19 protein-coding genes and 1 pseudogene are annotated in these 24,308 nt (G+C 48.2%); 6 read left to right on the top strand and 14 right to left on the bottom strand.

Annotated features, from left to right (window positions below; all coding sequences use genetic code 11):
* Positions 1 to 93: 93 nt before the first annotated feature.
* The 7 genes from bamA to pyrH form a co-directional block, all read right to left on the bottom strand.
* Positions 94 to 2,472, bottom strand: a complete 2,379-nt coding sequence (gene bamA, locus BN3349_RS03690) for an outer membrane protein assembly factor BamA (protein ID WP_040975993.1) — start codon at positions 2,470 to 2,472, stop codon at positions 94 to 96.
* Positions 2,473 to 2,505: 33 nt separating this feature from the next.
* Positions 2,506 to 3,837 (bottom strand): sigma E protease regulator RseP, encoded by a 1,332-nt coding sequence (rseP, locus tag BN3349_RS03695; protein WP_040975994.1) that lies wholly within the window; start codon positions 3,835 to 3,837, stop codon positions 2,506 to 2,508.
* Positions 3,838 to 3,849: 12 nt separating this feature from the next.
* Positions 3,850 to 4,710: a phosphatidate cytidylyltransferase gene (locus BN3349_RS03700; RefSeq protein WP_040975995.1), complete on the bottom strand. Its 861-nt coding sequence runs from the start codon at positions 4,708 to 4,710 to the stop codon at positions 3,850 to 3,852.
* Between the two features lie 13 nt (positions 4,711 to 4,723).
* Positions 4,724 to 5,443, bottom strand: coding sequence for a polyprenyl diphosphate synthase (gene uppS / locus BN3349_RS03705; RefSeq protein ID WP_040975996.1), 720 nt, complete (start codon positions 5,441 to 5,443; stop codon positions 4,724 to 4,726).
* 62 nt (positions 5,444 to 5,505) lie between these two features.
* Complete coding sequence (ispC, locus tag BN3349_RS03710; RefSeq protein WP_040976031.1) at positions 5,506 to 6,705, bottom strand: 1-deoxy-D-xylulose-5-phosphate reductoisomerase; 1,200 nt, start codon at positions 6,703 to 6,705, stop codon at positions 5,506 to 5,508.
* 121 nt (positions 6,706 to 6,826) lie between these two features.
* Positions 6,827 to 7,384, bottom strand: coding sequence for a ribosome recycling factor (frr, locus tag BN3349_RS03715; RefSeq protein ID WP_040975997.1), 558 nt, complete (start codon positions 7,382 to 7,384; stop codon positions 6,827 to 6,829).
* Positions 7,385 to 7,437: 53 nt separating this feature from the next.
* Complete coding sequence (gene pyrH, locus BN3349_RS03720) at positions 7,438 to 8,154, bottom strand: UMP kinase (RefSeq protein ID WP_040975998.1); 717 nt, start codon at positions 8,152 to 8,154, stop codon at positions 7,438 to 7,440.
* 202 nt (positions 8,155 to 8,356) lie between these two features.
* Between pyrH and BN3349_RS03725 the strand changes: the two genes are divergently transcribed.
* Positions 8,357 to 9,886, top strand: coding sequence for a phosphoethanolamine transferase (locus BN3349_RS03725; RefSeq protein ID WP_040975999.1), 1,530 nt, complete (start codon positions 8,357 to 8,359; stop codon positions 9,884 to 9,886).
* 49 nt (positions 9,887 to 9,935) lie between these two features.
* Here the strand turns inward: BN3349_RS03725 and tsf are convergent, their stop codons facing one another.
* The 7 genes from tsf to BN3349_RS03760 all read right to left on the bottom strand — a co-directional run bounded on the left by tsf (position 9,936) and on the right by BN3349_RS03760 (position 21,599).
* Positions 9,936 to 10,784 carry a translation elongation factor Ts gene (gene tsf / locus BN3349_RS03730; RefSeq protein ID WP_040976000.1) on the bottom strand — a complete coding sequence of 283 codons (849 nt, stop codon included), beginning with the start codon at positions 10,782 to 10,784 and terminating at the stop codon, positions 9,936 to 9,938.
* A gap of 135 nt (positions 10,785 to 10,919) precedes the next feature.
* Entirely contained in the window at positions 10,920 to 11,657 is a 738-nt protein-coding gene (gene rpsB / locus BN3349_RS03735; RefSeq protein WP_040976001.1) for a 30S ribosomal protein S2, read from the bottom strand.
* Between the two features lie 287 nt (positions 11,658 to 11,944).
* On the bottom strand, positions 11,945 to 13,798 hold the full coding sequence (gene ppiD, locus BN3349_RS03740; protein WP_040976002.1) for a peptidylprolyl isomerase: 1,854 nt from the start codon (positions 13,796 to 13,798) through the stop codon (positions 11,945 to 11,947).
* A gap of 142 nt (positions 13,799 to 13,940) precedes the next feature.
* Positions 13,941 to 16,358, bottom strand: coding sequence for an endopeptidase La (gene lon, locus BN3349_RS03745; RefSeq protein WP_040976004.1), 2,418 nt, complete (start codon positions 16,356 to 16,358; stop codon positions 13,941 to 13,943).
* Positions 16,359 to 16,657: 299 nt separating this feature from the next.
* Positions 16,658 to 18,013 (bottom strand): glutathione-disulfide reductase, encoded by a 1,356-nt coding sequence (gene gorA, locus BN3349_RS03750; protein WP_040976006.1) that lies wholly within the window; start codon positions 18,011 to 18,013, stop codon positions 16,658 to 16,660.
* Between the two features lie 96 nt (positions 18,014 to 18,109).
* Positions 18,110 to 18,955 (bottom strand): 23S rRNA (adenine(2030)-N(6))-methyltransferase RlmJ, encoded by an 846-nt coding sequence (locus tag BN3349_RS03755; RefSeq protein WP_040976008.1) that lies wholly within the window; start codon positions 18,953 to 18,955, stop codon positions 18,110 to 18,112.
* Positions 18,956 to 19,025: 70 nt separating this feature from the next.
* Complete coding sequence (locus BN3349_RS03760; RefSeq protein ID WP_040976009.1) at positions 19,026 to 21,599, bottom strand: penicillin-binding protein 1A; 2,574 nt, start codon at positions 21,597 to 21,599, stop codon at positions 19,026 to 19,028.
* Positions 21,600 to 21,763: 164 nt separating this feature from the next.
* Between BN3349_RS03760 and BN3349_RS03765 the strand changes: the two genes are divergently transcribed.
* From BN3349_RS03765 to BN3349_RS03785, 5 genes and pseudogenes are all read left to right on the top strand, one after another.
* A complete protein-coding gene (locus BN3349_RS03765) occupies positions 21,764 to 22,552 on the top strand; it encodes a type IV pilus biogenesis protein PilM (RefSeq protein WP_048736507.1) in 789 nt (262 codons plus the stop codon).
* Between the two features lie 15 nt (positions 22,553 to 22,567).
* Positions 22,568 to 23,092, top strand: coding sequence for a PilN family protein (locus tag BN3349_RS03770; RefSeq protein ID WP_040976011.1), 525 nt, complete (start codon positions 22,568 to 22,570; stop codon positions 23,090 to 23,092).
* Positions 23,089 to 23,619, top strand: a complete 531-nt coding sequence (locus BN3349_RS03775) for a hypothetical protein (protein WP_040976013.1) — start codon at positions 23,089 to 23,091, stop codon at positions 23,617 to 23,619. Before BN3349_RS03770 ends, BN3349_RS03775 begins: the two co-directional genes overlap by 4 nt.
* Before the next feature lie 11 nt (positions 23,620 to 23,630).
* A complete protein-coding gene (locus BN3349_RS03780) occupies positions 23,631 to 24,032 on the top strand; it encodes a hypothetical protein (RefSeq protein ID WP_040976015.1) in 402 nt (133 codons plus the stop codon).
* An 8-nt stretch (positions 24,033 to 24,040) separates the two neighbouring features.
* Positions 24,041 to 24,308, top strand: a pseudogene (locus BN3349_RS03785) (type IV pilus secretin PilQ); the annotation flags it as partial.

A 24,308-nucleotide genomic window follows, 5' to 3' on the forward strand; every position in this document is an offset into this window, starting at 1 on the left:
TTTTCCTTAAAATAACGATTTGTTAACTAATTCTGTACCGCTTGGCGCGGTACAGACTCTCATTTAGACTATGCGATATAAAATAAGTTCCGTTTAGAAAGTGCCGCCGATACTGAACTGGAACTGTTCAATTTCATCGCCGTCATATTTCTTAATCGGTTTGGCATAAGAGAACACTAACGGTCCAATCGGCGATTGCCATTGGAACGCTATACCGGCAGCCGCTCTCACTCGAGAAGGATCGCCGTAATCCGGCAAATTCGGATACAGTGATTTGCCGTCGGATTTCCATTTGGTATTCCAGACGCTGGCGGCATCTACAAACAGCGAGGTTCTCACCGAACGCTGATTTTTATCCGCCACAAATGGTGTCGGCACAATCAGTTCCGCGCTGGCGGTGACCATCGCATTCCCGCCGATAATATCGTTATTCACATAACAATAACCGTCGGCGCCGCCTTTACAGCTGCTCTCTTTCCAATAAATCGCCTGCGGACCGACCGCGCCATAAGCAAAACCGCGTAAGCTGCCGATGCCGCCGGCGGTATAGTTCTGATAAAACGGCAGGCGTTTGCCGCCGAAACCGTTGGCATAAGAGGCGCCGGCACGGGCAGACATCACCCAAGTTTGATCGCGGTCAAGCGGGTAGAAACCCTGTACGTCGGCACTCAGTTTATAGTATTTATTATCGGACCCCGGAATGGTGACTTTACCACCCAGCGAGGCTTTCACCCCGGATGTTGGGAAATAGCCGCGGTTCAAATTGTTATAATTCCAGCCGAAAGACAATTCGAAATCATGGGCTTTAAATTTCCAACCGTCGTAATTCATGGACTGCCGATACAGATTACGGGTGAATTCCGGCACGATATCTTTTAATTTGTTATAGACATAACCCAAGCCGATATAATAAGAGTTATTTTCATTAACCGGGAAACCGAGGGTACCGTTGATGCCGTAAGTGGTACGGCTGTATGACGCCGACGTGCTGCTTTTCGAGTTATCATAATCTTCAAAGAAGATATTACCGCCTAAGCTAACACCGTCTTTAGTGAAATAGGGTTCGGTATAGCCCAAATTCACGCTGGTACCGTAATCGTTGCGCGAACCGCCCAAACTGATGGTGGAACCCATGCCGAGGAAGTTGTCTTGTTTGATACTCGCCTGATAACTCAGACCGCTTTCGGTACCGTAACCGATACCAAAATTGATGCTGCCGGTATTACGTTCTTTTACCTTATAAATCACATCCAGTTCATCATCCGTACCGTTCACGTTTTCCGTTCTGGAATCCACGGTTTCAAAAAACCCGGTACGTTCCAACCGCACTTTACCCAGCTCCACCAGCTTAGAAGACAGCCAAGTGCCTTCTTGCTGGCGCATTTCCTGACGCAGGGTGCTGTCAGCGCTGATCGTATTGCCTTCGAAACGGATCTGACGCACAGAATAACGGCGTCCCGCATCAACGATAAAGGTTAGCGCTACGGTTTTATTGACATCATCAAATTCCGGACTGACGTTCACCTGCGCGCTGGCATAGCCCTGCTCGCCCAGAACGGATTTGATCCCTTCTTCAACAGCGCTCACATCGCTGCGACGGAAAGTGTCATTCACATGGATGTTTTGCAACAACGGCGATAAACGTTCCGACATACCGCCAACATTACCGATAATACGCGCGCTTTTCACGGTGTATTTATCACCTTCATTCACTTTAATCAGCACTCGCGCTTCGGTTTGTTCGTCATTCAATTGTACATCCGCATCGGCAATCTGGAATTTAGCATAACCGTTATCCAAATAATACGAACGAAGGGTTTCCAGATCCTTGCCAAATTGGGTGCCGTCGAATTTATTACCGAATAATTTCCACCAAGCATCGGGCTGCAATTCCATTTGTTCCTGTAATTTACTGCTGCTGAACGCATTATTGCCCTCGAAAGTCACTCCTTTTAATAACGCAACGTCATTTTCTTTGATCTGAATTTTCACTTCCGCCCGGTTATTCGGCAGCGTATTGACCAGCGTCTCCACTTTGGCGTTATAGCGACCGACGCTTTTATAATGTTCCAGCAGACTCTGACGAAACGCCTCCAGTTTTTCCCGGTTCAGGACATCGCCGGCGGCAAAACCGTTCGCATTCAGATTTTCTTTCAGCGCTTCATCGGGAATGGATTCATTGCCGTCTAACACCACATCGGCAATAATCGGCTTTTGCTGTACCGAGATCACCAGTGTATTGCCTTCGCGCACCGCGCGCACATCTTCATAACCGCGTAAAAACAGCGTTCTCACCACATTGGCAATATCGCTGTCCGTCGCCCGTTGTCCAACACGCACCGGCAAGCCCGCCAGCACATTGGCTTCCGCTCCGGATTGTACGCCGTCAACCCGAATATCCTGCACAACAAAAGGCGCGGCAACAACCGTTGTTGATCCGAAAAGTAAACTTGCAATTAAAAGTTTTTTCATTGTGACTTTGATCCTGTAAAAAGAAATAAATTATTATAAACGTAAAATATCGTTAAACAGCGCAAAAGCTGTCAGCATTAACAATAAAAGCGCACCGATTTTATACGCAAAATTCTGTACCCGTTCCGACAGCGGCTTGCCTTTCACCGCTTCCGCCGCCAGAAACAACAAATGCCCACCATCCAATACCGGCAACGGAAACAAATTCATAATACCCAAATTGACACTGATCAGCGCCATAAAACTTAAGTAATAAACCAAACCGATTTCGGAAGACATGCCGGCGCCCTTGGCAATAGAAATCGGACCACTTAAATTATTCAGAGAAAGATCGCCGCTGAATAATTTGCCGATCACTTTTACCGTCAGTACGGAGAGCTGAACCGTCTTTTCGACACCTTTTTGCAATGCTTCAAAAATACCGTATTTTAATTCACTGCGATAGGCATCGGCAATGGGATGCACGGTCGGGGACACGCCGACATACCATTTGCCCTTTCCGTTCAGCTCAGGTATCAAGGTTTTCGTCAGCCGCTCGCCGTTACGCTCAACTTTTAGCGCAATCGGTTCTCCCTTCGCAACAAGATCAATAAAATCCTGCCACTCAAGCGGTAGGCCCTGCGCGTGATACAGCTTATCGCCGATGAGCAGCCCTGCTTTTTCGGCCGGTGAATTTTCCGCAACCTTAGACAAGGTCATCTCGACTTTAGTTCGCACCGGCACAATCCCCAACGCACCGAAAGCGCTTTCTTTTTCCGGATCAAAACGCCAATCGCTCAAGTTTAATACTTTATGCCGTTCAATATTCGAACCGAAAGGCGATACCGTAATGTCAACCTTTGCACTGCCGGTCTTAGTAGCCAGCAACATATTGACGGTTTCCCAATCGGGCGTGGCGGTGCCGTCAACGGCAAGAATCTGGCTATCGGGCTGGATATCGGCACGAGCGGCGATGGAATCCGATCGGATCTCCGCAATCACCGGTTTTACACTCGGGATCCCCACCGCATACACCAGCCAGTAAGCCAGCACGGCGAAAATAAAATTGGCCACCGGTCCCGCTGCGATAACGAATGCTCGCTGCAATACGGGCTTGCCGTTAAAGGATTGAGATTGCAGATGAGCCGGCACTTCTTCATTGCGTTCATCCAGCATTTTGACATAACCGCCGAGCGGAATCGCCGACAGCGCAAATTCGGTTCCCTGCTTATCAACCCGCGACCAAAGCACTTTACCGAACCCGATAGAAAAACGATGTACTTTTATACCGCACTTTCTTGCCGCCCAAAAATGACCGTATTCGTGTACGGAAATCAGTACGCCAATAACAATAATAAAGGAAACTAACGACCACAGAAATGACATGAAACACCGCGCCTACAGGTAAAAATAAAAATAGGTGAAAAACGGTACCGCCGCAGTCAAACTGTCAATGCGATCTAAAATGCCACCGTGACCGGGGATCAGATTGCTGCTGTCTTTGATTCCGCTTTCGCGTTTAAACATGCTTTCGGTTAAATCACCGAGAATCGATACCGCAACAGTGAACACCGACAGCACAATAAACGGCGCGGTAGCCATGGAAAACAGATTATTCGGCGTCAAGCCGATAAACACCGCCGCCAGCAACGCCGCGGTAATCAGCCCGCCGAGCACGCCCTGCCAGCTTTTATTCGGCGAAACTTTCGGCGCCAGTTTATGCTTGCCGAAGCGACGACCGGCGAAATACGCACCGGAATCCGCCGCCCACACCAAAACAAAGACATATAACAACAGCATCACGCCGTGATAAGGATTGGTAATATATTCATCCAAACGCAAGCGCAACACGCCGACCAAAAAAGGAATTAATGTCAGCAACGCAAATACGAACTGCAACAGAGCCGATTTGCCCCAAATTTTCGCACTGTTCGGATAACTCAGCACAAATCCTAGCGCTACCAGCCACCAGAGTACAGACAGCAACAATAACGGTTGCGCATAACCGGTAAAGACGCGCCCGACATTAAGATAATCTGCTTCGCCGAACATCCAGAGAAATAAAAACGCGCCGGCAAGCCCGCTAATCAATAACCGCCAGAAACCGATCTTCACTCGGGCAAACTGCGTCCACTCCCAAATGCCCAGCGTCACCACCGCAGCCACTGCCAACGCAAAATAAAACGGTGAAAACAAAAATAGAACGGCAAATACAATGGCGATTAATACAATCGCCGATAACACGCGTTGTTTAAGCACAGTATGGTTCCCCTTATTCGGTGCCGCCGAAACGACGGTTACGCTGCTGATAAGCCGCAACAGCCCGGTTAAATTCTTGTTGATTAAAATCCGGCCACAACACATCGGAAAAATACAGCTCCGCATAGGCTATCTGCCACAATAAAAAGTTGCTGATCCGCTGCTCGCCGCTAGTGCGAATTAACAAATCCACCATCGGCTGCTCTTCGGTCACCAGATAACGCTGAAAAACCGCTTCATTAATTTCATCGACGGTCAGACATCTGTTCTGTACCTGCGTTGCGATTTTCTGTGCTGCCTGCACAATATCCCAGCAGCCGCCGTAATTTGCGGCAATATTCAGGGTAAGTGCGGTGTTTTTTTCAGTTAAATGTTCCGCATCGGCAATTTTCTCCCGCAACCCGGCGCTAAAACGTGCCGTATCGCCGACAATTTTCAAACGAATATCGTTTTTATGCAGTTTTTTGACTTCTTTTTCCAACGCCTGCATAAACAATGTCATCAGGGCATTGACTTCTTGCGCCGGGCGATTCCAGTTTTCACTGCTAAACGCATACAGGGTTAACACTTTGACCCCGATTTTGCGCGCATAGGTCACCGCTTCGCGCACGGCGGAAACACCGTTTTTATGCCCGAAAATGCGCATTTTCCCTTTCTGTTTCGCCCAACGACCGTTACCGTCCATAATAATGGCGACATGTTGAGGAATATTATTCGGATCAAGTTCTATCATTTTAATTTACTTGGTTTATCAAGTGCGATTTTGCCCGCCACTATACCACAGGGATAAGGCGGTTAAAAAGCCAAAATCATCTGTTTTGCCAAAAGTCGTGCATTTTGATCCAATTGCAGCACATCATCAATATTGTCAATCGGTTGCGGTGTGATTTTGTCCATCACGGCGGCATTAACGCTGGCAATATCCGTAAAGCGAATACGACGGTTTAAAAACGCTTCTACGGCAATTTCATTTGCGGCATTGACTGCGGTGGTGGCGTATTGCCCAGCGGCAAAGGCATCAATCGCCAATTTCAGGCAAGGATAGCGCCGATAATCCGGCGGCATAAAAGTCAGCCCGCTCAGCTGATAGAAATCCAAGGCATCAACGCCGGCAACAGTGCGGTTCGGATACGCCATGGTTTGCGCAATCGGCGTGCGCATATCTGGGTTGCCCATTTGTGCGATCACCGAGCCGTCAGCATAACGCACCATGGAATGAATGATGGATTGCGGGTGAATAATCACCTCCATTTCCTCCGCCGTAGCATTAAACAACCAGCGCGCCTCAATATATTCCAGTCCTTTGTTCATCATTGTGGCGGAATCCACCGAGATTTTTCTGCCCATCGACCAATTCGGATGTGCCACCGCCTGCTCCGGCGTAATGCTGTCGAATTGAGTTAAATCCGTGTAACGAAAAGGACCGCCCGAACCGGTCAGCACAATTTTATCAATGCCTAACTCGCGTAGCGGACAAAAGCCAATCTGCTGCTGTGCCTGCGGCGGCAGAGACTGAAAAATGGCATTATGCTCGCTGTCCACCGGCAACAACTGCGCATGGTTTTTTTTCACTTCATCAATAAACAGCCGACCGCAAGTGACCAGCGCCTCTTTGTTTGCCAGCAGCACCCGCTTGCCCGCTTTCACCGCCGCCAGCGTAGGCAGCAATCCCGCTGCGCCGACAATCGCAGCCATCACCTGATCCGCCTCGGGATGCGCCGCCAGTTCACAAATCGCCTGCGGCCCGGATAATACGCGGGTTTGCAAACCAAGTGCGGTCAATTTTTCACGCAAATCCTGCGCAGCTTGTCCATCATTCAGTGCGGCGAAGTGCGGTCGGAATTTCACACATTGCTGCAACATTAAATCGACATTGCGCCCGCCTGCCAGTGCAAAGGCGCGATAGCGTTCCGGATTATGTTCGATAACCGACAGAGTACTGCGCCCGATTGAACCGGTTGACCCGAGAATGACAATATTTTGTGTATTTTGCATCATATTTTGACCGCACTTTTAAGGTGATTATTAGTTTTTATGCCGCTTGCCGGACGTGCCGCCCGCCGCTAAAAATAGTAAAAAGGACGCTGAGCGCGTCCTTTGCCGAAAACGAGGAAAATTAGAAATCCATCAGTTCTTTTTCTTTTTCCGCCAGCACGTCATCCACTTTTTTCACGAAAGTGTCGGTGATTTTCTGGATTTCATCCTGTGCTTTGCGTTCTTCATCTTCGCTGATTTCTTTCTCTTTCAGTAAGGCTTTGATTTGATCATTAGCGTCGCGACGCACATTACGCACCGCAATTTTGCCCTGTTCCGCCTCGCCTCTAACGATTTTAATCAGATCACGGCGACGTTCTTCCGTCAATGGCGGTAACGGTACGCGGATTGTGGTACCGGCTGATGCTGGGTTCAAACCTAAATCCGAGGTTAAGATCGCTTTTTCCACCGCGCTAATCAGGCTACGGTCAAACACCGTCACCGCCAGCGTACGCGCATCTTCCGCCACCACATTAGCTAACTGGCGCAACGGTGTCGCCGCACCGTAATATTCCACTTGAATGCCGTCCAGCAAACTTGGCTGAGCGCGACCGGTTCTGACTTTAGCAATATGTCCTTTGAAAGTTTCAAGACTTTTTTCCATACGCGCCTGCGTATCTTTTTTAATTTCGTTAATCACAGCAATTCCTTTATAAAATGAGAATAATCAATCAATAAACATCACTTGGCAACTTAATCGCAGATTAAGGTACCTTCTTTTTCACCTAAAATCACATTACGCAGAGCCCCCGGTTTACCCATGTTAAACACGCGAATCGGCATACCGTGATCGCGCGCCAGAGTAAATGCCGCCAAGTCCATTACCTGCAATTCTTTTTCAATTACCTGCGCGTAAGTTAATTTGTCAAACAATACCGCCTGCGGGTTTTTGGTCGGATCGCAATCATACACACCCGCCACTTTGGTGGCTTTCAGTACAACGTCCGCTTCAATTTCGATACCGCGCAAACAGGCGGCGGAATCGGTCGTGAAAAACGGGCTGCCGGTACCGCCAGAAAAAATGACTACCCGTTTCTCACGCAGCATTTTGATCGCTTCGGACCAGTTATAAGTATCACAAATCCCGTTTAACTGGAAAGCCGACATCAGTTTGGCATTGACGTCCGCACGGTGCAACGCATCACGCATTGCCAGTCCGTTCATCACCGTCGCCAACATCCCCATATGGTCACCGACCACGCGGTTCATACCGGCTTTTGCCAGTTTCGCCCCGCGGAACAAATTGCCGCCGCCCAGCACCACACCGACTTCTACGCCCATTGCCAGCAATTCTTTAATCTCAATCGCCATTCGATCTAAAATCGACGGATCAATGCCGAATCCTTCAGCGCCTTGCAGGGCTTCTCCGCTGAGTTTGAGTAAAATACGTTTATACACAGGTTTGCTCATTGTTTCCTCACAGAACTTGGACATAAAATTCCGCTTATTATAGAGCAACATCCGCTCACTGAAAATAGCCACAGCCAAAAATAGCCGTGGAAGCGCCTTGTGAAATTCAGTAAAATACGCAAAAAATCAGACACTCAGCAAGGAATCTATCGTGTCGTCCACCTCAAACAAATATCCCCGAATACCGAATTCAATCCAGTTAATGATGGCAATTATTGCGCTGATATCGCTATATCTTGCCGTTCGGCTGGCGTTAATTGGCTCCGGGTATTTTCCCGAACCCTCTTTACGCGATATTTTATTATTCTCTTCGCTGATTATTATTCTTAATGCCTCGAAAACATTATTTTATTTCGTTCTGCTACCTTTACTGTCGGTTTATGCCCTCTATTCGCCGGTCGGGCTGACTTTCGGCGCGCCCTCTTACCAATATATCGCGTCGGTATTCGCCACCGATCTGATGGAAGGACGGGAATTCCTCGCCCAGCTGCCGCTGTTTAACTATTTACTGCCGTTTCTGATTATCGGTTTCGTGCTGTTGTTTCGTTACTGTACACAGAAATTCCGCCTTTATTTGCACAAAAATAAGCTATTTCTTGCTGCCGTAATCATCTTTGCTCTGTTTGACAATATTCCCTTTAGACCGTTGCAAGATATTTATCACGCCGGTCTAAAAGTTGCTCTTGAACTGGATATGCTGAACAATCTCAGCCTCGACAGTCAATGGGGCGGCTCGCAGTTAAATGCCGCGTCCCGTTATGACGATTATGTGCTGATTATCGGTGAAAGCGCACGCAAAGATTATCATCACGCGTATGGTTATCCAATAGAAAATACGCCGTTTATGTCTTCTGCCAACGGCATTTTAGTGGATGGATTGACCGCCGGCGGCACCAATACTATCGCTTCATTAAAACTGATGCTGACCAAGCCCGATACGCAAAACTGGGAGGGTAATTACGCCCTGAACCTAATTGATCTGGTCAAATCCGCCGGCATCAGAACCTATTGGCTGTCCAATCAGGGCTATCTCGGACAATTCGACACGCCGGTTTCTGCCATCGCCAAAAAGGCGGACGAACGCTTTTTTCTGAAAAGTGGTGATTCGCTGAATACCAATGTCAGCGACTTTGCATTGCTGCCGAAATTTACACAAACGATTAACCAGCCTTATCCGGGCAAACGTTTTATCGTGCTACACCTGTACGGTTCACACCCGATTAGTTGCGATCGGCTGGAAGACTATCCTAAAATCTTTGCCGACAACCAGATCAGCCAAAAATATTTCAACGTAAACTGTTATATTTCTTCCATTAAAAAAACCGACGAACTGCTACGACGGGTTTACACCAGCCTGCGTGAAAACGAACAAAAAAATCACCGCACTTTTTCCATGCTCTATTTTTCCGATCACGGACTAGCGCAGCATGTTAGTGCGGACAGCATTGTTATTCATAACAGCAGCGGCAAAAGCAAACGTCACTACGATATTCCGTTGTTCAAAATTTCCAGCGACGATACACACCGAAAGGTTAGCAACGTATTTAAATCCGGTTTGAATTTTACAGATGGCATTGCCAACTGGATTGGCATTGATAATCCACAACTGAATAAAGCCGCGAATTTATTTGATGATCAACCCGATACGGACGATTATGGCTTAAAACATATCATCGAAACTATTCACGCGCCCGATGATCCGGCTGTCCACATACCGCGGTCAAAAAGATAACAAAAAAGCAAGTCGTCCGACTTGCTTTTCAGTGTATTGAGGCGAGCGATTACGCTTTTGACATAGCCGCTACTTCGGCAGCAAAATCGCTTTCCACTTTTTCGATCCCTTCGCCCACTTCAAAGCGTAAGAATCCGCTAACCTGCGCACCTTTTTCTTTCAATAAATCACCGACAGATTTAGACGGGTCCATAACAAACGGCTGACCAGTCAGAGACACTTCACCGGTGAATTTTTTCATGCGACCTTCAACCATTTTTTCTGCGATTTCACGCGGTTTACCGGACTGCATTGCAATATCCACTTGAATGTTGCGCTCATGTTCAACCACATCGGCCGGCACATCGCTTGGATTGACATAATCCGGACGGCTTGCCGCTACGTGCATCGCAACATGTTTAACCAATTCATCATCCGCATTGGAGGCTGCCACCAACACACCGATTTTCGCACCGTGCAGGTATGAGCCAATCACATCACCGGCAATTTCAGCCACACGACGAATAGTCATATTTTCGCCGATTTTCGCCACTAATGCGGCGCGCTGCTCTTCAAACTGTGCCTGTAATTCTTCAATTTTAATGCCCGGATGCGCCAACGCATAATCCGCAATTTCATTAGCTAATGCTTGGAAACCGGCATCTTTGGCGACGAAATCGGTTTCACAGTTCATTTCTACCAATACGCCGCGACCATTTTCAACACGTGCGATAATTACACCTTCAGCCGCTACGCGACCTGCTTTTTTCGCCGCTTTAGCCTGACCAGATTTACGCATGTTGTCGATGGCCAATTCGATATCGCCATTCGCTTCAACTAATGCTTTTTTACATTCCATCATACCTGCACCGGTACGATCACGAAGTTCTTTTACTAATGATGCTGTAATTTCAGCCATGTTAAAATCCTCTGTTCACACAATTTAGTACGATTTTTTACCGCACTTTTATATGAAAAAAGCAGGGAACCGAAAGCCCCCTGCCAACCAATTAATCGTTGTGATTAATAAGGGCTTGCGCCTTACTCACCTGAATTATTCCGCCGCTTCAGCTTTTTCGGCTTCAACGAAATTTTCTTCCGTTACCGCTTCCTGACCGCGACCTTCTTTCACTGCTGCCGCCGCTGCGGAAAGGTACAACTGAATTGCACGCGCCGCATCATCATTACCCGGAACGACGAAATCAATACCGTCAGGATCAGAGTTGGTATCAACGATGGCAAATACCGGAATACCCAGATTGTTCGCTTCTTTGATCGCGATATGTTCATGATCCGCACCGATAACGAAAACCGCATCCGGCAAACCCGCCATATCTTTGATACCGCCCAGGCTTAATTCAAGTTTTTCCATCTCACGGCTGCGCATTAACGCTTCTTTCTTGGTTAATTTTTCGAAAGTGCCGTCCTGAGACTGAGTTTCTAAATCTTTCAAGCGTTTAATGGACTGACGAACGGTTTTCCAGTTAGTCAGCATACCACCTAACCAGCGGTGATTGACATAGTACTGCTGACAGTCTAATGCCGCTGCCTGAACCGCTTCGGTCGCCGCACGTTTGGTACCGACGAACAGAATTTTACCGTTGTTGCTTGCAATACGGGTTAACTCGGCCAGTGCGTCGTTGAACATCGGAACGGTTTTTTCCAGATTGATGATATGAACGCCGTTGCGTGGTCCGAAAATGAATGGTTTCATTTTTGGATTCCAGTAACGGGTTTGGTGACCGAAGTGAACGCCTGCCTGTAGCATTTCGCGCATTGAAACTTGTGCCATGATAATTTTCCTTTTGTTTGGGGTTTAGCCTCCACATACCCAGTAAATCGACCGTTTGGCACCCCGATTTACCTGAACGATATGTGTGTGATTTAAAATAACATGTTTATTTAACGATTATTTTGAGAAACTCAAAACAACGGCGTGCTTTATACCATAAAGTGCGGTCAAAAACTAGCGAATTTTAGCGAAAATACAAAATATCAGCTGTCGCACCGCGATTTTTAGCTAAAAAAATACTCCCGCATCAAAACGAGAGTATATTTGCAATAAAGTGTGGCGAAATATTATTCCTGCCGCATGAAGTCCTCGTTAATTTCAATCTTGGCTTTGCTGCGTAAAGCCGCTAACAATGATGACTGTAATTCCGTTTGACGCACTTGCTCTAACTGACGATGGAACTGCTGCAATTGTTCAGCATTCAGTTTGCCGTCCTGAACCCGACTTAATTCAATCACCACGACATGGTTATCTGCGGTTTTCGTCGCCGCATACACTGGTTTGTCGGACGGTTTCGTCATGGAGAAAATCACATTGTTTAATGCTGGGTCTTTATTTTCGGCATATACCCATTTTTCCGCTTCACCGAATCTCACCTGTTCAGGCAATGCCGCTGTGCTGTCGGCAGACAATGCCTGTACGGTTTTCTCCGCTTCGGCAAGTACAATTTTCTCCGCTTTTTGCTGTTTCAGGTAGCTGGCGATGTCCGCCCGCGCTTCCTCCAGTGTTTTCACCCCTTCCGGTTTGTGTTCTACTACCCGCACTACAATGGAATGCTGATCCCCCACATTGATAGCTTCGGAATTCGCCCCGCCCTGAGCGATATCGGAATCAAACATCGCCGATACCAAATTGGAATAATTCAGCTCCGCCGGAATATCCTTACGAGAAAAATAACCGGTTTCTTCTACTTTCACATTCGCCGCTTGTGCCGCCGCATTTAAATTTTCCGGATTTTCAAAGGCTTTCTCATTCACGCGTTTTTCCAGCGCATAAAACTCGTTCACCGCCAGATCATTACGGATTTTCGCTGCAATATCATCTTTCACCTGCTCCAGCGGGCGCACTTTTTCGTCTTCAAGTTTAATAATATGATAGGCGTTATCCACTTTTACCGGCTGGCTGTACTGACCGACTTCCAGTTTAGCCGCTGCCTCTTCGAATGCCGGAGGCATCATGCCGGCGACTACCCAATCCAGATCGCCGCCCTGTGCGCCAGAAATTTTATCCGCCGAATACAGTTTCGCTAGCGCAGCGAAATCTTCGCCTTTTTGTAAGCTATCATAAACCGTTTTAGCTTCCTGTTCAGTCGGCAATTGAATATGCGCCAAACGCTGGGTCATATACTGCGCTTTGTTATCCTGATAATACTGTGCCACTTCCACATCGCCGACCTTGACGCTTTTTTCCGCAACCGCACGGGTCAAATCAATGAACTGCACTTTAACCGATTCCGGTACGGCAAATGCGGCGCGGTTCGATTCATAATAGGATTTGATTTCCTGTTCTGTTACCTGTTGTTTCGCCACTTCATCCGCTAAGGGAAAAACCGCGAAACGAACGTCACGCTGCTGAAAAAACAACTTCGCCAGACTGTCCGCCTGCGCCGGTACAATAAAATCCGAACCGACTAAGCCGCTTTGCAGTTGTTCAAAGCGTAATCCTTCCCGCACGTATTGCGCATAGGTATCGCCGTTAAGCCCGTTTGCTGCCAGCATTTGCTGATACAGGCGGTTATCGAATTTGCCTTCGCTCTGAAATGCCGGGGTGGTGACGATTGCCTGCGTAATCTGGCTGTCGGCCGCATCCAGTTTTAATTCCGTGGCATACTGACGTAGCAATTCCTGATCAATCAGCCGGTTTAAAATCGTCTGTCTCAGTCCGTTGGTAAATTCCGGCGAATCCGCCACTGCGGCAAACTGCGCGCCCAACTGCTGACTCATTTTCTGATATTCATCATTATATTGCTGCAAAAAAGTTTGCTGGGAAATTTCCTGTCCGTTCACTTTCGCCGCCGAACTGTCCACCTGAGTAAACACATAACCGGCAACACCGCTCAATACGAACGAAACTCCGATAAGACTAAACACAATTTTCCACAGGATGCTGTTTGACGCACCGTTGAGTTTTTCCATTAACATTGAAGTTATCCTATAAATGTTATATTTAAATGAAATCTGACAGATTATAATCGAAACTCAGGTTATTGGCACGATAAAATAAGCCGGATCGAACAATCCGGCTTATTAAACGTTATATGCTGTAAAACCTAAAAACGGCGAATTAATTGACCGCACTTAAGCGCGGTGCCGTTTTGCGACCTCGGCGGGGTTTGACTTTATTCACCGGGGTGAGCTTGACGAACTCAACGCCTTCTGGCGGATTCTCCAGTGCGATAGTCAGCACTTCGTCGATATTTTCCACCGCATGAATAGTCAGATTATTCTTCGCATTATCCGGAATCTCTTCCAGATCTTTTACGTTTTCTTTCGGAATAATCACGGTTTTAATACCGCCGCGATGCGCCGCCAGCAGTTTTTCTTTTAGACCACCAATCGGCAGAACTTTACCGCGCAGACTGATCTCACCGGTCATCGCCACTTCCGATTTAACCGGATTGCCGGTCAGACAGGAAACCAATGCGGTACACATGGCGATCCCAGCACTCGGACCGTCTTTCGGTGTTGCGCCGTCCGGCACGTGAATATGAATATCGCGTTTTTCATAAAAATCCGAGGCAATCCCCAATTTTTCCGCCCGTGCGCGAACTACGGTCATCGCCGCCTGAATGGACTCTTTCATCACATCGCCGAGCGAACCGGTGAACGTCAGCTTACCTTTGCCGAGCACAGATGCGGTCTCAATGGTCAGCAAATCGCCGCCTACCTCAGTCCACGCCAGACCAGTAACTTCTCCTACTCGATTTTGCGTATCGGCACGCCCGAACTCAAAACGTTTCACGCCAAGATAGTCATGCAGATTATCCGCGTTGACGGTAATGGATTTCAAGGTAGGGTCAAGCAGCAGTTTTTTCACCGCCTTACGACAGATTTTTGAAATCTCGCGTTCCAGATTACGCACCCCCGCTTCACGGGTGTAATAGCGAATAATGTCAATAATCGCATTGTCTTCAATCGTCAGCTCGCCGGCTTTCAAACCGTTGCGCGCGATCTGTTTCGCCAGTAAGTGACGGGTGGCGATATTCAGTTTTTCATCTTCCGTATAGCCGGACAGGCGAATGACTTCCATACGATCCAACAGTGGTCCCGGAATGTGCATTGAATTGGAGGTCGCTACAAACATCACGTCCGACAAGTCATAATCTACTTCCAAATAATGATCATTAAAATGCGAATTCTGTTCCGGATCAAGCACTTCAAGCAAAGCTGAGGCGGGATCACCGCGCATATCGGAAGTCATTTTATCGATCTCGTCGAGCAAAAACAGCGGATTTTTCACGCCAGCTTTCGCCATTTTTTGAATCAGTTTACCCGGCAGAGAACCGATATAGGTTTTACGGTGCCCGCGAATTTCCGCTTCATCCCGCACGCCGCCGAGCGCCATACGCACATATTTACGTCCGGTGGCATTAGCAATAGACTGTCCCAGTGAAGTTTTTCCCACTCCCGGCGGACCGACCAGACACAAAATCGGTCCTTTGATCTGATTTAAACGGCTTTGTACCGCTAAATATTCCAGAATACGCTCTTTCACTCTCTCCAAACCATAATGGTCGGCATCCAAGATTTCCTGTGCTTTGGCAATGTCTTTTTTCACTTTACTGCGCTTATACCAAGGCAATTGTAGCATCCAGTCGATATAGCTGCGCACCACGGTTGCCTCGGCGGACATCGGTGACATCATCTTCAACTTTTGCAGTTCCGCCAGTGTTTTTTCGCGCGCTTCCTGCGGCATTTTCGCTTCTTCGATTTTCTGCCGCAACTGTTCCACTTCGTCAATGGCGTTTTCACCCTCACCGAGTTCTTTCTGAATGGCTTTCATTTGTTCATTCAGATAATAATCGCGCTGGCTTTTTTCCATCTGTTTTTTCACTCTGCCGCGAATGCGTTTTTCCACCTGCAATAAATCCGCTTCGCTTTCCATTAAGCCGAGCAAGTATTCCAGACGCGCCTCCACATTGGCCAGCTCCAGCACTTCTTGCTTCTGGCGCACGGAAACCGGCATGTGAGCAGCCATAGTATCGCTTAAACGCTCGGCATCACCGATGCGCTGTAGCGCCGACAGCACATCCGGTTGCAATTTTTTATTCAGATTGGCATATTTTTCAAATTCACTTAATACTGCGTTTTTTACTACTTCAAGCTCTTTCTCATCGCCGAATTGGGTCTCGATCGGATCAACAGTGGCAGCGAAAAACTCGCCGTTATCCTCCAAATGCCAGATTTTTGCCCGCTGCTGCCCTTCAACCAGCACTTTCACCGTACCATCCGGCAATTTCAGCAGCTGAATGATATTGGCGATAGTCCCGACGTCATAGACATCGTCTACGGTCGGTTCTTCCAGATCCGCCTGTTTTTGCGAAACCAGCAATAATTGCTTGCCGCTTTCCATCGCTTGGTCAAGGCTGCGGATAGACTTCGCTCTGCCGACGAACAGCGGCATCACCATATAAGGAAACACTACCACGTCACGCAACGGCAGAACCGGGATAATCTGTTGTTTAGTTCGTTTTGCGTTCATATCTACTCTCTTATGTCAAAATGCGGGATTACGCTCTGATATTGGGGCGGTTTGATAAAGATCAAGGCTTGTCAAAAGTGCGGTCGTTTTTTACCGCGATTATGCTGTTGTGTATGCCGACAACAATACTTTTTTATAAGAAATGTCTTTTATTTTTCGCTGCTCACAGCAAGATAATATGCCAAACGGATAAAAAACCCAATCATAAATATGATTGGATTGTGCCAAAATATGCAAATATTAGACCGATAGCGGGAAAAACGCCGTAAAATCTGACCGCACTTTTCCCGCGAATAACCTTAACGCATGGTCACGAATTCTTCCGAACCGGTCGGGTGAATGGCGACGGTATTGTCAAAATCCGCTTTCGTCGCGCCCATTTTGATCGCCACGGCAAAGCCTTGAATCATTTCATCCACCCCGAAACCGATGCCGTGTAAACCGACAATTCGCTCTTCCTTACCCGCACACACCAGCTTCATTCGGCAAGGCTGACGATGTGCCGTCACGGCACTATACATCGGCGTGAAAGAAGAGGTATATACTTTCACATTTTCCGCGCCGTACTGCTCGACGGCTTTCGGTTCAGTAAGCCCGACAGTACCGATCGGCGGGTGACTGAACACCACCGTCGGCACCAGCTTGTAATCCAGATGTTCGGTCGGTTTATGGTTGAACAACCGCTCCGACAAACGTCGTCCCGCCGCCACCGCAACCGGGGTCAACTCAATGCCGCCTTCAATAATATCGCCGACCGCATAAATATTTTTGGCGCTGGTGTTCTGATATTTATCGACCTGAATAAAGCCGTGCGCGTTGGTTTTCACACCGACGACATCCAGATTTAATTTATCCGTATTCGGCTCGCGTCCGATAGCCCAAATTAACGTATCGGTAACCTGCTCGCGCCCGTCTTCCAGTTTCAGCGTCAGCGAACCGTCCGCATTTTTTACTACTTCCTGCGGAATTGCGTGAGTATGCAGATGAATACCGTCTTGCGCCATCACCTCCACTAAGGTATCCGTAATTAAAGGGTCGAAATTGCGCAACGGCGCATGGCGACGCACAAACAAATGGGTGTCAGCGCCCAAACTGTTCAGCACGCCGGCAAGCTCTACCGCAATATAACCGGCTCCGACCACCGCCACTCGTTGCGGTAACGCGTTCAGCGCAAATACGCCGTCGGAATCAATGCCGTATTCCGCGCCTTTAATTGCCGGGCGGCTCGGGCGACCGCCGGTGGCAATCAAAATATGCTCGGCACTAATCCGTTCACCGTTCACCTCAACGGTATTGGCGTCCACAAATTTTGCCCATCCCTGAATCACATCGACATTATTTTTCGCCAGCACATTTTCGTATGAGGTGTGAATACGTCCGATATACGCCTGACGGTTTGCCACTAATTTGGCGAAATCAAAGCGATTCAAGCTAACGTCAAAACCGTAGTCCGGCGCGTAAAGTTTGATCGCCTCTGCCACTTGTGCGCCGTACCACATCACTTTTTTCGGTACGCAGCCCACGTTAACGCAGGTACCGCCTAAATGTTTCGCTTCAATAATGGCGCATTTTTTGCCGTAACTTGCTGCCCGGTTGATAGACGCAATACCGCCGCTGCCACCGCCGATAGCTAAATAATCATAATGTCTGCTCATCATAATCTCCCGATTTAATCAAAAATTCCTGCTATTTTGCCCAAAATTATCACCCAATACAAAACGGCTGAGTGAATTAATCCGATTGGTATTTTCTTACTCCGGTGTAATCCATTGCAATGACCAGCTGCCGGTTCCTTCCGGCACCAGCACCCGACTCAAATAAGGCAGAATCCGCCGCATCTGCGCTTCCAGCGTCCACGGCGGATTAATCACAATCATGCCGCTTGCGGTCATGCCGCGCTGATCCGAATCTGGACGTAGCGCCAGTTCGATCTGCAAAATCTTGCGGATACCGCTTGCCTCCAGCCCTTTAATAATACGTTTGGTCTGCTGGCGCAGCACCACCGGATACCAAATCGCATAAATACCGGTGGCAAACCGCTTGTAACCTTCGATCACCGCTTGCACCACTAGATCGTAATCCGCTTTCAGTTCATAAGGCGGGTCGATCAGCACCAAGCCGCGCCGTTCTTGTGGCGGTAAAGTGGCTTTTAGCTGCTGAAAACCGTTATCCCGTTTGCTCGTCACATTGTCAAATTGCTTAAAATTATTGCGCAATAAAGGATAATCCGACGGATGCAGCTCCGTCAACAGGGCGCGATCTTGCGGACGCAATAAACTTGCGGCAATCAACGGTGAACCAGCATAATAGCGCAGCGCCTTTCCGCCGTAATTGATTTTTCTGATCAACGCTGTGTAACGCGCCACTTCCTCCGGCAAATCTTGGCGTTCCCACAGCCGCCCGATCCCTTCGGCAAACTCGCCGGTTTTTTCCGCTTCATCGCCGAATAAACGATAGCGCCCGACGCCAGCATGCGTATCCAAATAATAAAATCCTTTTTCTTTTTGTTGCAGGTTTTCAATAATCAGCATTAAAACCAAATGTTTCAATACATCGGCATGATTGCCGGCATGAAAACTGTGACGATAACTCAGCATAATATCCGCCTTTAAAAATCAATAAAAAAGAGACCGCACTTTTTTAAAGTGCGGTGCGTTTTGCATAGGTTTAGAATAATTCCTGCGGTTCTGACTGACCGAAGCCGCCGTTCAGGCGCTGTTGCAGTTCGGGCGGTACATAATATCCGCGTTCTTCCACATAGGCGCGTTTCGGCTCCGTTCCCTTGATAAAATATTCGCTGCGTCCGCCGCCGTTGGACAACAAACCGGAGCGGGTATCAATATTTTTCTGCACGATATTCTCCGGCAGTGCCAATTGTCGTTCCGGAATATCGCTCAAACTGGTTTTCATATAAGCAATCCACGCCGGCATGGCAGTCTGCGCACCGGCTTCGCCGCGCCCGAGGCTGCGTTTATTATCGTCAAACCCAACGTATACCGCGGTGGTGATATTCGCTCCGAATCCCGCATACCAAGCCACTTTGGAATTATTGGTGGTACCGGTTTTGCCGCCGATATCCTGTCGGGAAAACTCTTTTGCCATGCGCCAACTGGTGCCTTTCCAGCCCAGCCCTTTTTCGCCGAAAATGGCGGTATTCAGCGCGCTGCGGATTAAAAATGCCAGCTCGCCGCTAATCACTCGTGGCGCATACTGCACCTGAGATTCCGAGGTTCTGGCATCCGCCATAAAGTCTACCGCACCGTCTTCCAGCTTGCCGCTGCCAGCATTCAATTCCGGCACATCGGTGTCGTCTCCGTCTTGATCCACTTCTTCGCCGTTGGTATTGCTGTCCGTGCGTTCCAAATGATCTGCGGCAGTTAAATCAATATTTTTAAATCCGTCCAGTTTTTCCGTTTCACCATACACCACCGGAATCTGATTACATTCAATACAGGCAATTTTCGGGTTAGCCAAAAAGATTTCTTTACCCGAATTATCCAGAATTTTCTCTATCAGATAAGGATCGATTAAAAACCCGCCGTTATCAAACACTGCATAAGCGCGCGCCATTTCCAGCGGCGTAAAAGATGCCGCCCCCAGCGCCAACGCCTCACTGGCAAAATACTGCTCACGTTTGAAGCCGAAACGCTGTAAGAAATCCGCAGTAAAGTCAATACCTGCCATTTGCATGGCTCGCACCGCGATCATATTTTTCGACTGCCCCAACCCCACGCGTAAACGCATCGGTCCGTCATAACGGTTCGGTGAGTTTTTCGGCGTCCATACCTGCTGCCCCGGCTTTTTAATGCTGATCGGCGCATCCTGCAACACGCTGGACAGCGTTAATCCTTTTTCCAGCGCAGCGGCATAAATAAACGGTTTAATCGATGAACCGACCTGGACTAAAGACTGGGTGGCCCGGTTAAATTTACTCTGTTCAAAACTGAACCCGCCCACAATCGCCTCAATCGCGCCGTTATCACTGTTTAACGATACCAGCGCAGAATTCACTTCCGGAATCTGCCCCAATGTCCAATCACCTTCACTATTTTGACGAATCCAGATTTGCTCTCCGGTTTTCGGCGTTCTTTTGCCGGCCCAGCGCATCGCCCCATTAGACAGGGTGATGTTATCTCCGTTCGCCAACAGTAATTCCGCCCCGTTTTTGTCGGTACTTAGCACCGCAGCCGGAATAAACGGATCGGAATTCGGCAGTTTTCTTAAAAAACCGATAATTCTGTCGTGTTCCCATGGGGCTTCGTCTTTCTTCCATAAGGGTGCACCGCCGCGATAACCATGGCGCATATCATAGGCAATCGCATTGTTTCTAACCGCTTTTTGCGCTTCCGACTGATCTTTTGACAGCACGGTGGTATAAACCTTATAACCGCTGGTGTAGGCATTTTCCTCGCCGAAACGTTTCACCATTTCCTGGCGAACCATTTCAGTGACATAATCGGCACGGAAATCCAGCTGCGCGCCGTGATAACTGGCGACAATCGGCTCGTGTAGCGCCTGTTCATATTCTTCTTTACTGATAAATGCCATATCCAGCATACGCCCCAACACCACATTACGGCGCTCTTCCGCACGTTTCGCAGAATACAACGGATTCATGGTGGAGGGCGCTTTTGGCAAGCCGGCAATCACCGCCATTTCCGACAACGTAAGCTGTTCAAGCTCTTTGCCAAAATAGGTTTTTGCCGCCGCAGCCACGCCATAGGCGCGATAACCCAGATAAATTTTATTCAGATACAATTCCAGGATTTCATCTTTATTCAGGGTATTTTCGATTTCAATAGCTAAAATCGCTTCTTTGGCTTTACGGATCAGATTTTTTTCCGGCGTTAAAAAGAAGTTTCTTGCCAACTGCTGAGTAATGGTGCTGGCGCCCTGCGATGCGCCGCCTTTGCTGATCGCCACTGAAACCGCGCGCATAATCCCCACCGGATCCAGCCCGTGATGTTCATAAAAACGGCTGTCTTCCGTCGCCAGAACCGCTTCAATCAGCTTTTTCGGCACATGCTCCAGTTTCACTGGAATGCGGCGCTGCTCGCCCACTTCGCCGATTAATTTACCGTCTGCGGTATAAATTTGCATCGGTTGCTGCAATTCAACATTTTTCAGCGTTTCCACATTCGGAAGGTCGCTTTTAAGCTGAATATATAAAATTCCGGCCACAACACAGCCCAACACGACGATAGTCAACAGGGTACTCAATATTAATTTTGCGATCCGCATCGTAAAATTCTCTCTTGTTTAATGCAATATAGAAAATAATCAGAAAAACTTAACCCCTATCTACTCGGTAAATAACGGCAATGTAGTCCGTAAGTATAAAGACAACCGATATAAATCAAAAGTTAAAAGTAACATTTTAAGTGTAAAGATAAGGTAAAGAGCCAATGTTCAGTCGCCATAAAACTCCCCGTTCTCCGCTGCAAATCGGGTTGCAGAAAACCGAAAATCATTACCACTGCCTATGGTTCGATCAGCACGACCGAGCGCAGTCCACCGTTTTAACCCCGCCCTTATCCCTTGCTAAACTCCGTGCGGCTATGGGTCACATCGCCCAGGAACGGCGCAACAATCTCAGTTTTATCATCTCCATTCCGGGATTATATGTCTGGACGCAGTCCATGCTGCTGCCCCACCACCTCAGCCCGGCGGAATCCGAACAGCAATGCCGTTTTCTACTGCAAAATGCGCTGCCGACGCCAGTGGATAATATCTGGTTTGATTATGTCGCCACGCCGTTAACCCAGGGCATTCGCTTAGATATTTTCGCCGTTCGGCAGGACATCGCAGAAAAATATATCCGGCAGTATTCTCCGCTGCCAATCAGCATATTAGACAGTAATATCAACGCCATAGTTCGCGCGTTTCTCTACCTGCTGGATGAAACCGTTGATGACGATGCGCTATTTATTTATCAGGACGAACAGATAAATCTCGCCATCCAGCAAACCGCACAGCAGGCGAATGTCACTCAACAAATCGACCAAAATTTGACCGCACTTTATGATCAATTCTGTCAGTCTTATCGTCGCCGCCCGCGTTCAGTCTATGTTTATAGTCATTTAACGCCGGTGCAACCTTTTCCTGCTCACTGGCAGGTAATCAACACCGACCTCCCGCTGATTGCTTTGGGCAACGCGTTATGGCGTCGCGATTTGCCGCAGATAACCCAATAACTGGAGTGCCCGAACATGCAAAAACCCGTTGCAATTAATTTGTTACCTTGGCGTCAATATCGCCACCGACAAAAACTGAACGTGTTTTTGTGGAAAACGCTGTGCTGTTTATTGTGCAGTGCGCTCATCTGCGCTTATCTGTTGTATTTGATCCAGCAACAACGGCACATCGCCAGCGACTATCATCGCCAGCTGCATCAGCTGTCGCAGCAGCTGACGCAGCGCATTGAACAAACCAATAAGCTGCGTCGCCATTATGCTGGAAAAGAACAACAAACCTCAGTACCGTCGTCCGTAGCACTGCGCTTTCTGGCGCTGCTCGCACAACTGCCGCTGGAACAGGGGGAATTATCCGAGGTTGTCCTGTCCGCTGCGCAACCGAAACTTAAAGGACAGGTAGAATACCAGCAAGAATTTGAACGGATTCAGCACTTTCTAAGCACACATCCGGGGTTACAGGAAGTTAAACTGACCGCCTTTACACCGCAGCAAACGGCGTTACGGTTTGAATTCAGTCTGACATTGAAGGAGGCGCAATGAAAGACCGCGTGCTCAACAATCCGCACAACCTATTCGGTAAATTAGCCGCCTTGACGCCGCTGCGGCAAAATCTGTGGTTAAGCCTGTTAGGACTGCTTTTAATCGCCTTTCCGCTGAGCGGTTATGTTCAGCAATCCCGCCTGTTACGTCAGTTGGAACAGGAATTGCATGACAAAAATCAGCAATTGACGCACCAGCAGAATTTATTCACCGTATTACAACAGCAATCTGTCCAACAACCGTTGGATCAGCGTTTAACCGCCGCCCTGCCAGCAATAAACCGACAGGTGCGGCAACTCCTACCGACTGAGCTACATTTGCTTGTCAGCGACTGGGAATTTAGCCGAAACCCGCTGTTGCACCTGCAATTAGAAGGACATTTTGCCGATTTTAACCGATTTATGACCGCACTTTTAACCGCCAACAGACAACTGAACGTCGTTTCGCTGCAAATTAACCGCGTCGACAACGACCAGCATACCGCTTCAATTCGGATTGAGCTGTTACTTCGCTTACATTTTGCTTAAGGTTAACAACGATGCTGAAAAAAATACTGCTGATTGTTATGCTTATTACGGGAGGTCAGCCTACATGGGCAGATCCTTTCGATAAAACTCGGCGCAATCAAAGTGCGACCGAGAGCGCACCGTCTAGCGCTCAAGCGCAACAAGCGGAAACAGCTTGTAACGCGCACCAAGCGACCGCCGCCGGCGATACCGCCTTTGATGAATTCACTATCATCGGCGTGGTAATTTATCCGCAACATAGCGAAATATTACTGACGGCGAAAAATCACGCACTGCTCAGTGTGCGCCAAGGGGATTTTATCGCCCGTGAAAAACTCCAAATTGACAATATTGATACACGCCAAATCCGCTTTTTGCGCTGGCAGCAGGAAACAAACTGCGCTCAACCGAGCACCATCACAGTGACGTTCTAGGAGGCGAGATGAAATTTCTTCCTTTATATTTAAAGTGCGGTCTGTTTTTGCTGTGTTTTTGCTCTTTCACGGCGGCGGCTGAACATTCCGCTTTTTCCATTCGTCTAAAACAGGCACCGTTGGTTCCCACCTTGCAGCAGCTGGCGCTGGAACAGAACATTAACCTAATTATCGACGACGAATTGGAAGGCACGGTATCCTTACAGTTGCAGCATACCGATATTGATCAACTGTTGCATGCGGTGGCTAAAATCAAGCAGCTTGAGTTATGGCGGG

It is taken from the genome of Necropsobacter massiliensis, from assembly GCF_000827595.2.
Taxonomy (GTDB): domain Bacteria; phylum Pseudomonadota; class Gammaproteobacteria; order Enterobacterales; family Pasteurellaceae; genus Necropsobacter; species Necropsobacter massiliensis.

Bases quoted from the DNA above. Each gene is read 5' to 3' on its own strand.
- lon (WP_040976004.1), bottom strand. From the start codon at position 16,358: ATGAACGCAAAACGAACTAAACAACAGATTATCCCGGTTCTGCCGTTG.
- BN3349_RS03755 (WP_040976008.1), bottom strand. From the start codon at position 18,955: ATGCTGAGTTATCGTCACAGTTTTCATGCCGGCAATCATGCCGATGTA.
- BN3349_RS03780 (WP_040976015.1), top strand. From the start codon at position 23,631: ATGCTGAAAAAAATACTGCTGATTGTTATGCTTATTACGGGAGGTCAG.
- pyrH (WP_040975998.1), bottom strand. From the start codon at position 8,154: ATGAGCAAACCTGTGTATAAACGTATTTTACTCAAACTCAGCGGAGAA.
- BN3349_RS03725 (WP_040975999.1), top strand. From the start codon at position 8,357: ATGATGGCAATTATTGCGCTGATATCGCTATATCTTGCCGTTCGGCTG.
- BN3349_RS03760 (WP_040976009.1), bottom strand. From the start codon at position 21,599: ATGCGGATCGCAAAATTAATATTGAGTACCCTGTTGACTATCGTCGTG.
- ppiD (WP_040976002.1), bottom strand. From the start codon at position 13,798: ATGTTAATGGAAAAACTCAACGGTGCGTCAAACAGCATCCTGTGGAAA.
- BN3349_RS03770 (WP_040976011.1), top strand. From the start codon at position 22,568: ATGCAAAAACCCGTTGCAATTAATTTGTTACCTTGGCGTCAATATCGC.
- tsf (WP_040976000.1), bottom strand. From the start codon at position 10,784: ATGGCTGAAATTACAGCATCATTAGTAAAAGAACTTCGTGATCGTACC.
- bamA (WP_040975993.1), bottom strand. From the start codon at position 2,472: ATGAAAAAACTTTTAATTGCAAGTTTACTTTTCGGATCAACAACGGTT.
- BN3349_RS03775 (WP_040976013.1), top strand. From the start codon at position 23,089: ATGAAAGACCGCGTGCTCAACAATCCGCACAACCTATTCGGTAAATTA.
- BN3349_RS03765 (WP_048736507.1), top strand. From the start codon at position 21,764: ATGTTCAGTCGCCATAAAACTCCCCGTTCTCCGCTGCAAATCGGGTTG.
- rseP (WP_040975994.1), bottom strand. From the start codon at position 3,837: ATGTCATTTCTGTGGTCGTTAGTTTCCTTTATTATTGTTATTGGCGTA.
- uppS (WP_040975996.1), bottom strand. From the start codon at position 5,443: ATGATAGAACTTGATCCGAATAATATTCCTCAACATGTCGCCATTATT.
- ispC (WP_040976031.1), bottom strand. From the start codon at position 6,705: ATGCAAAATACACAAAATATTGTCATTCTCGGGTCAACCGGTTCAATC.
- rpsB (WP_040976001.1), bottom strand. From the start codon at position 11,657: ATGGCACAAGTTTCAATGCGCGAAATGCTACAGGCAGGCGTTCACTTC.
- gorA (WP_040976006.1), bottom strand. From the start codon at position 18,013: ATGAGCAGACATTATGATTATTTAGCTATCGGCGGTGGCAGCGGCGGT.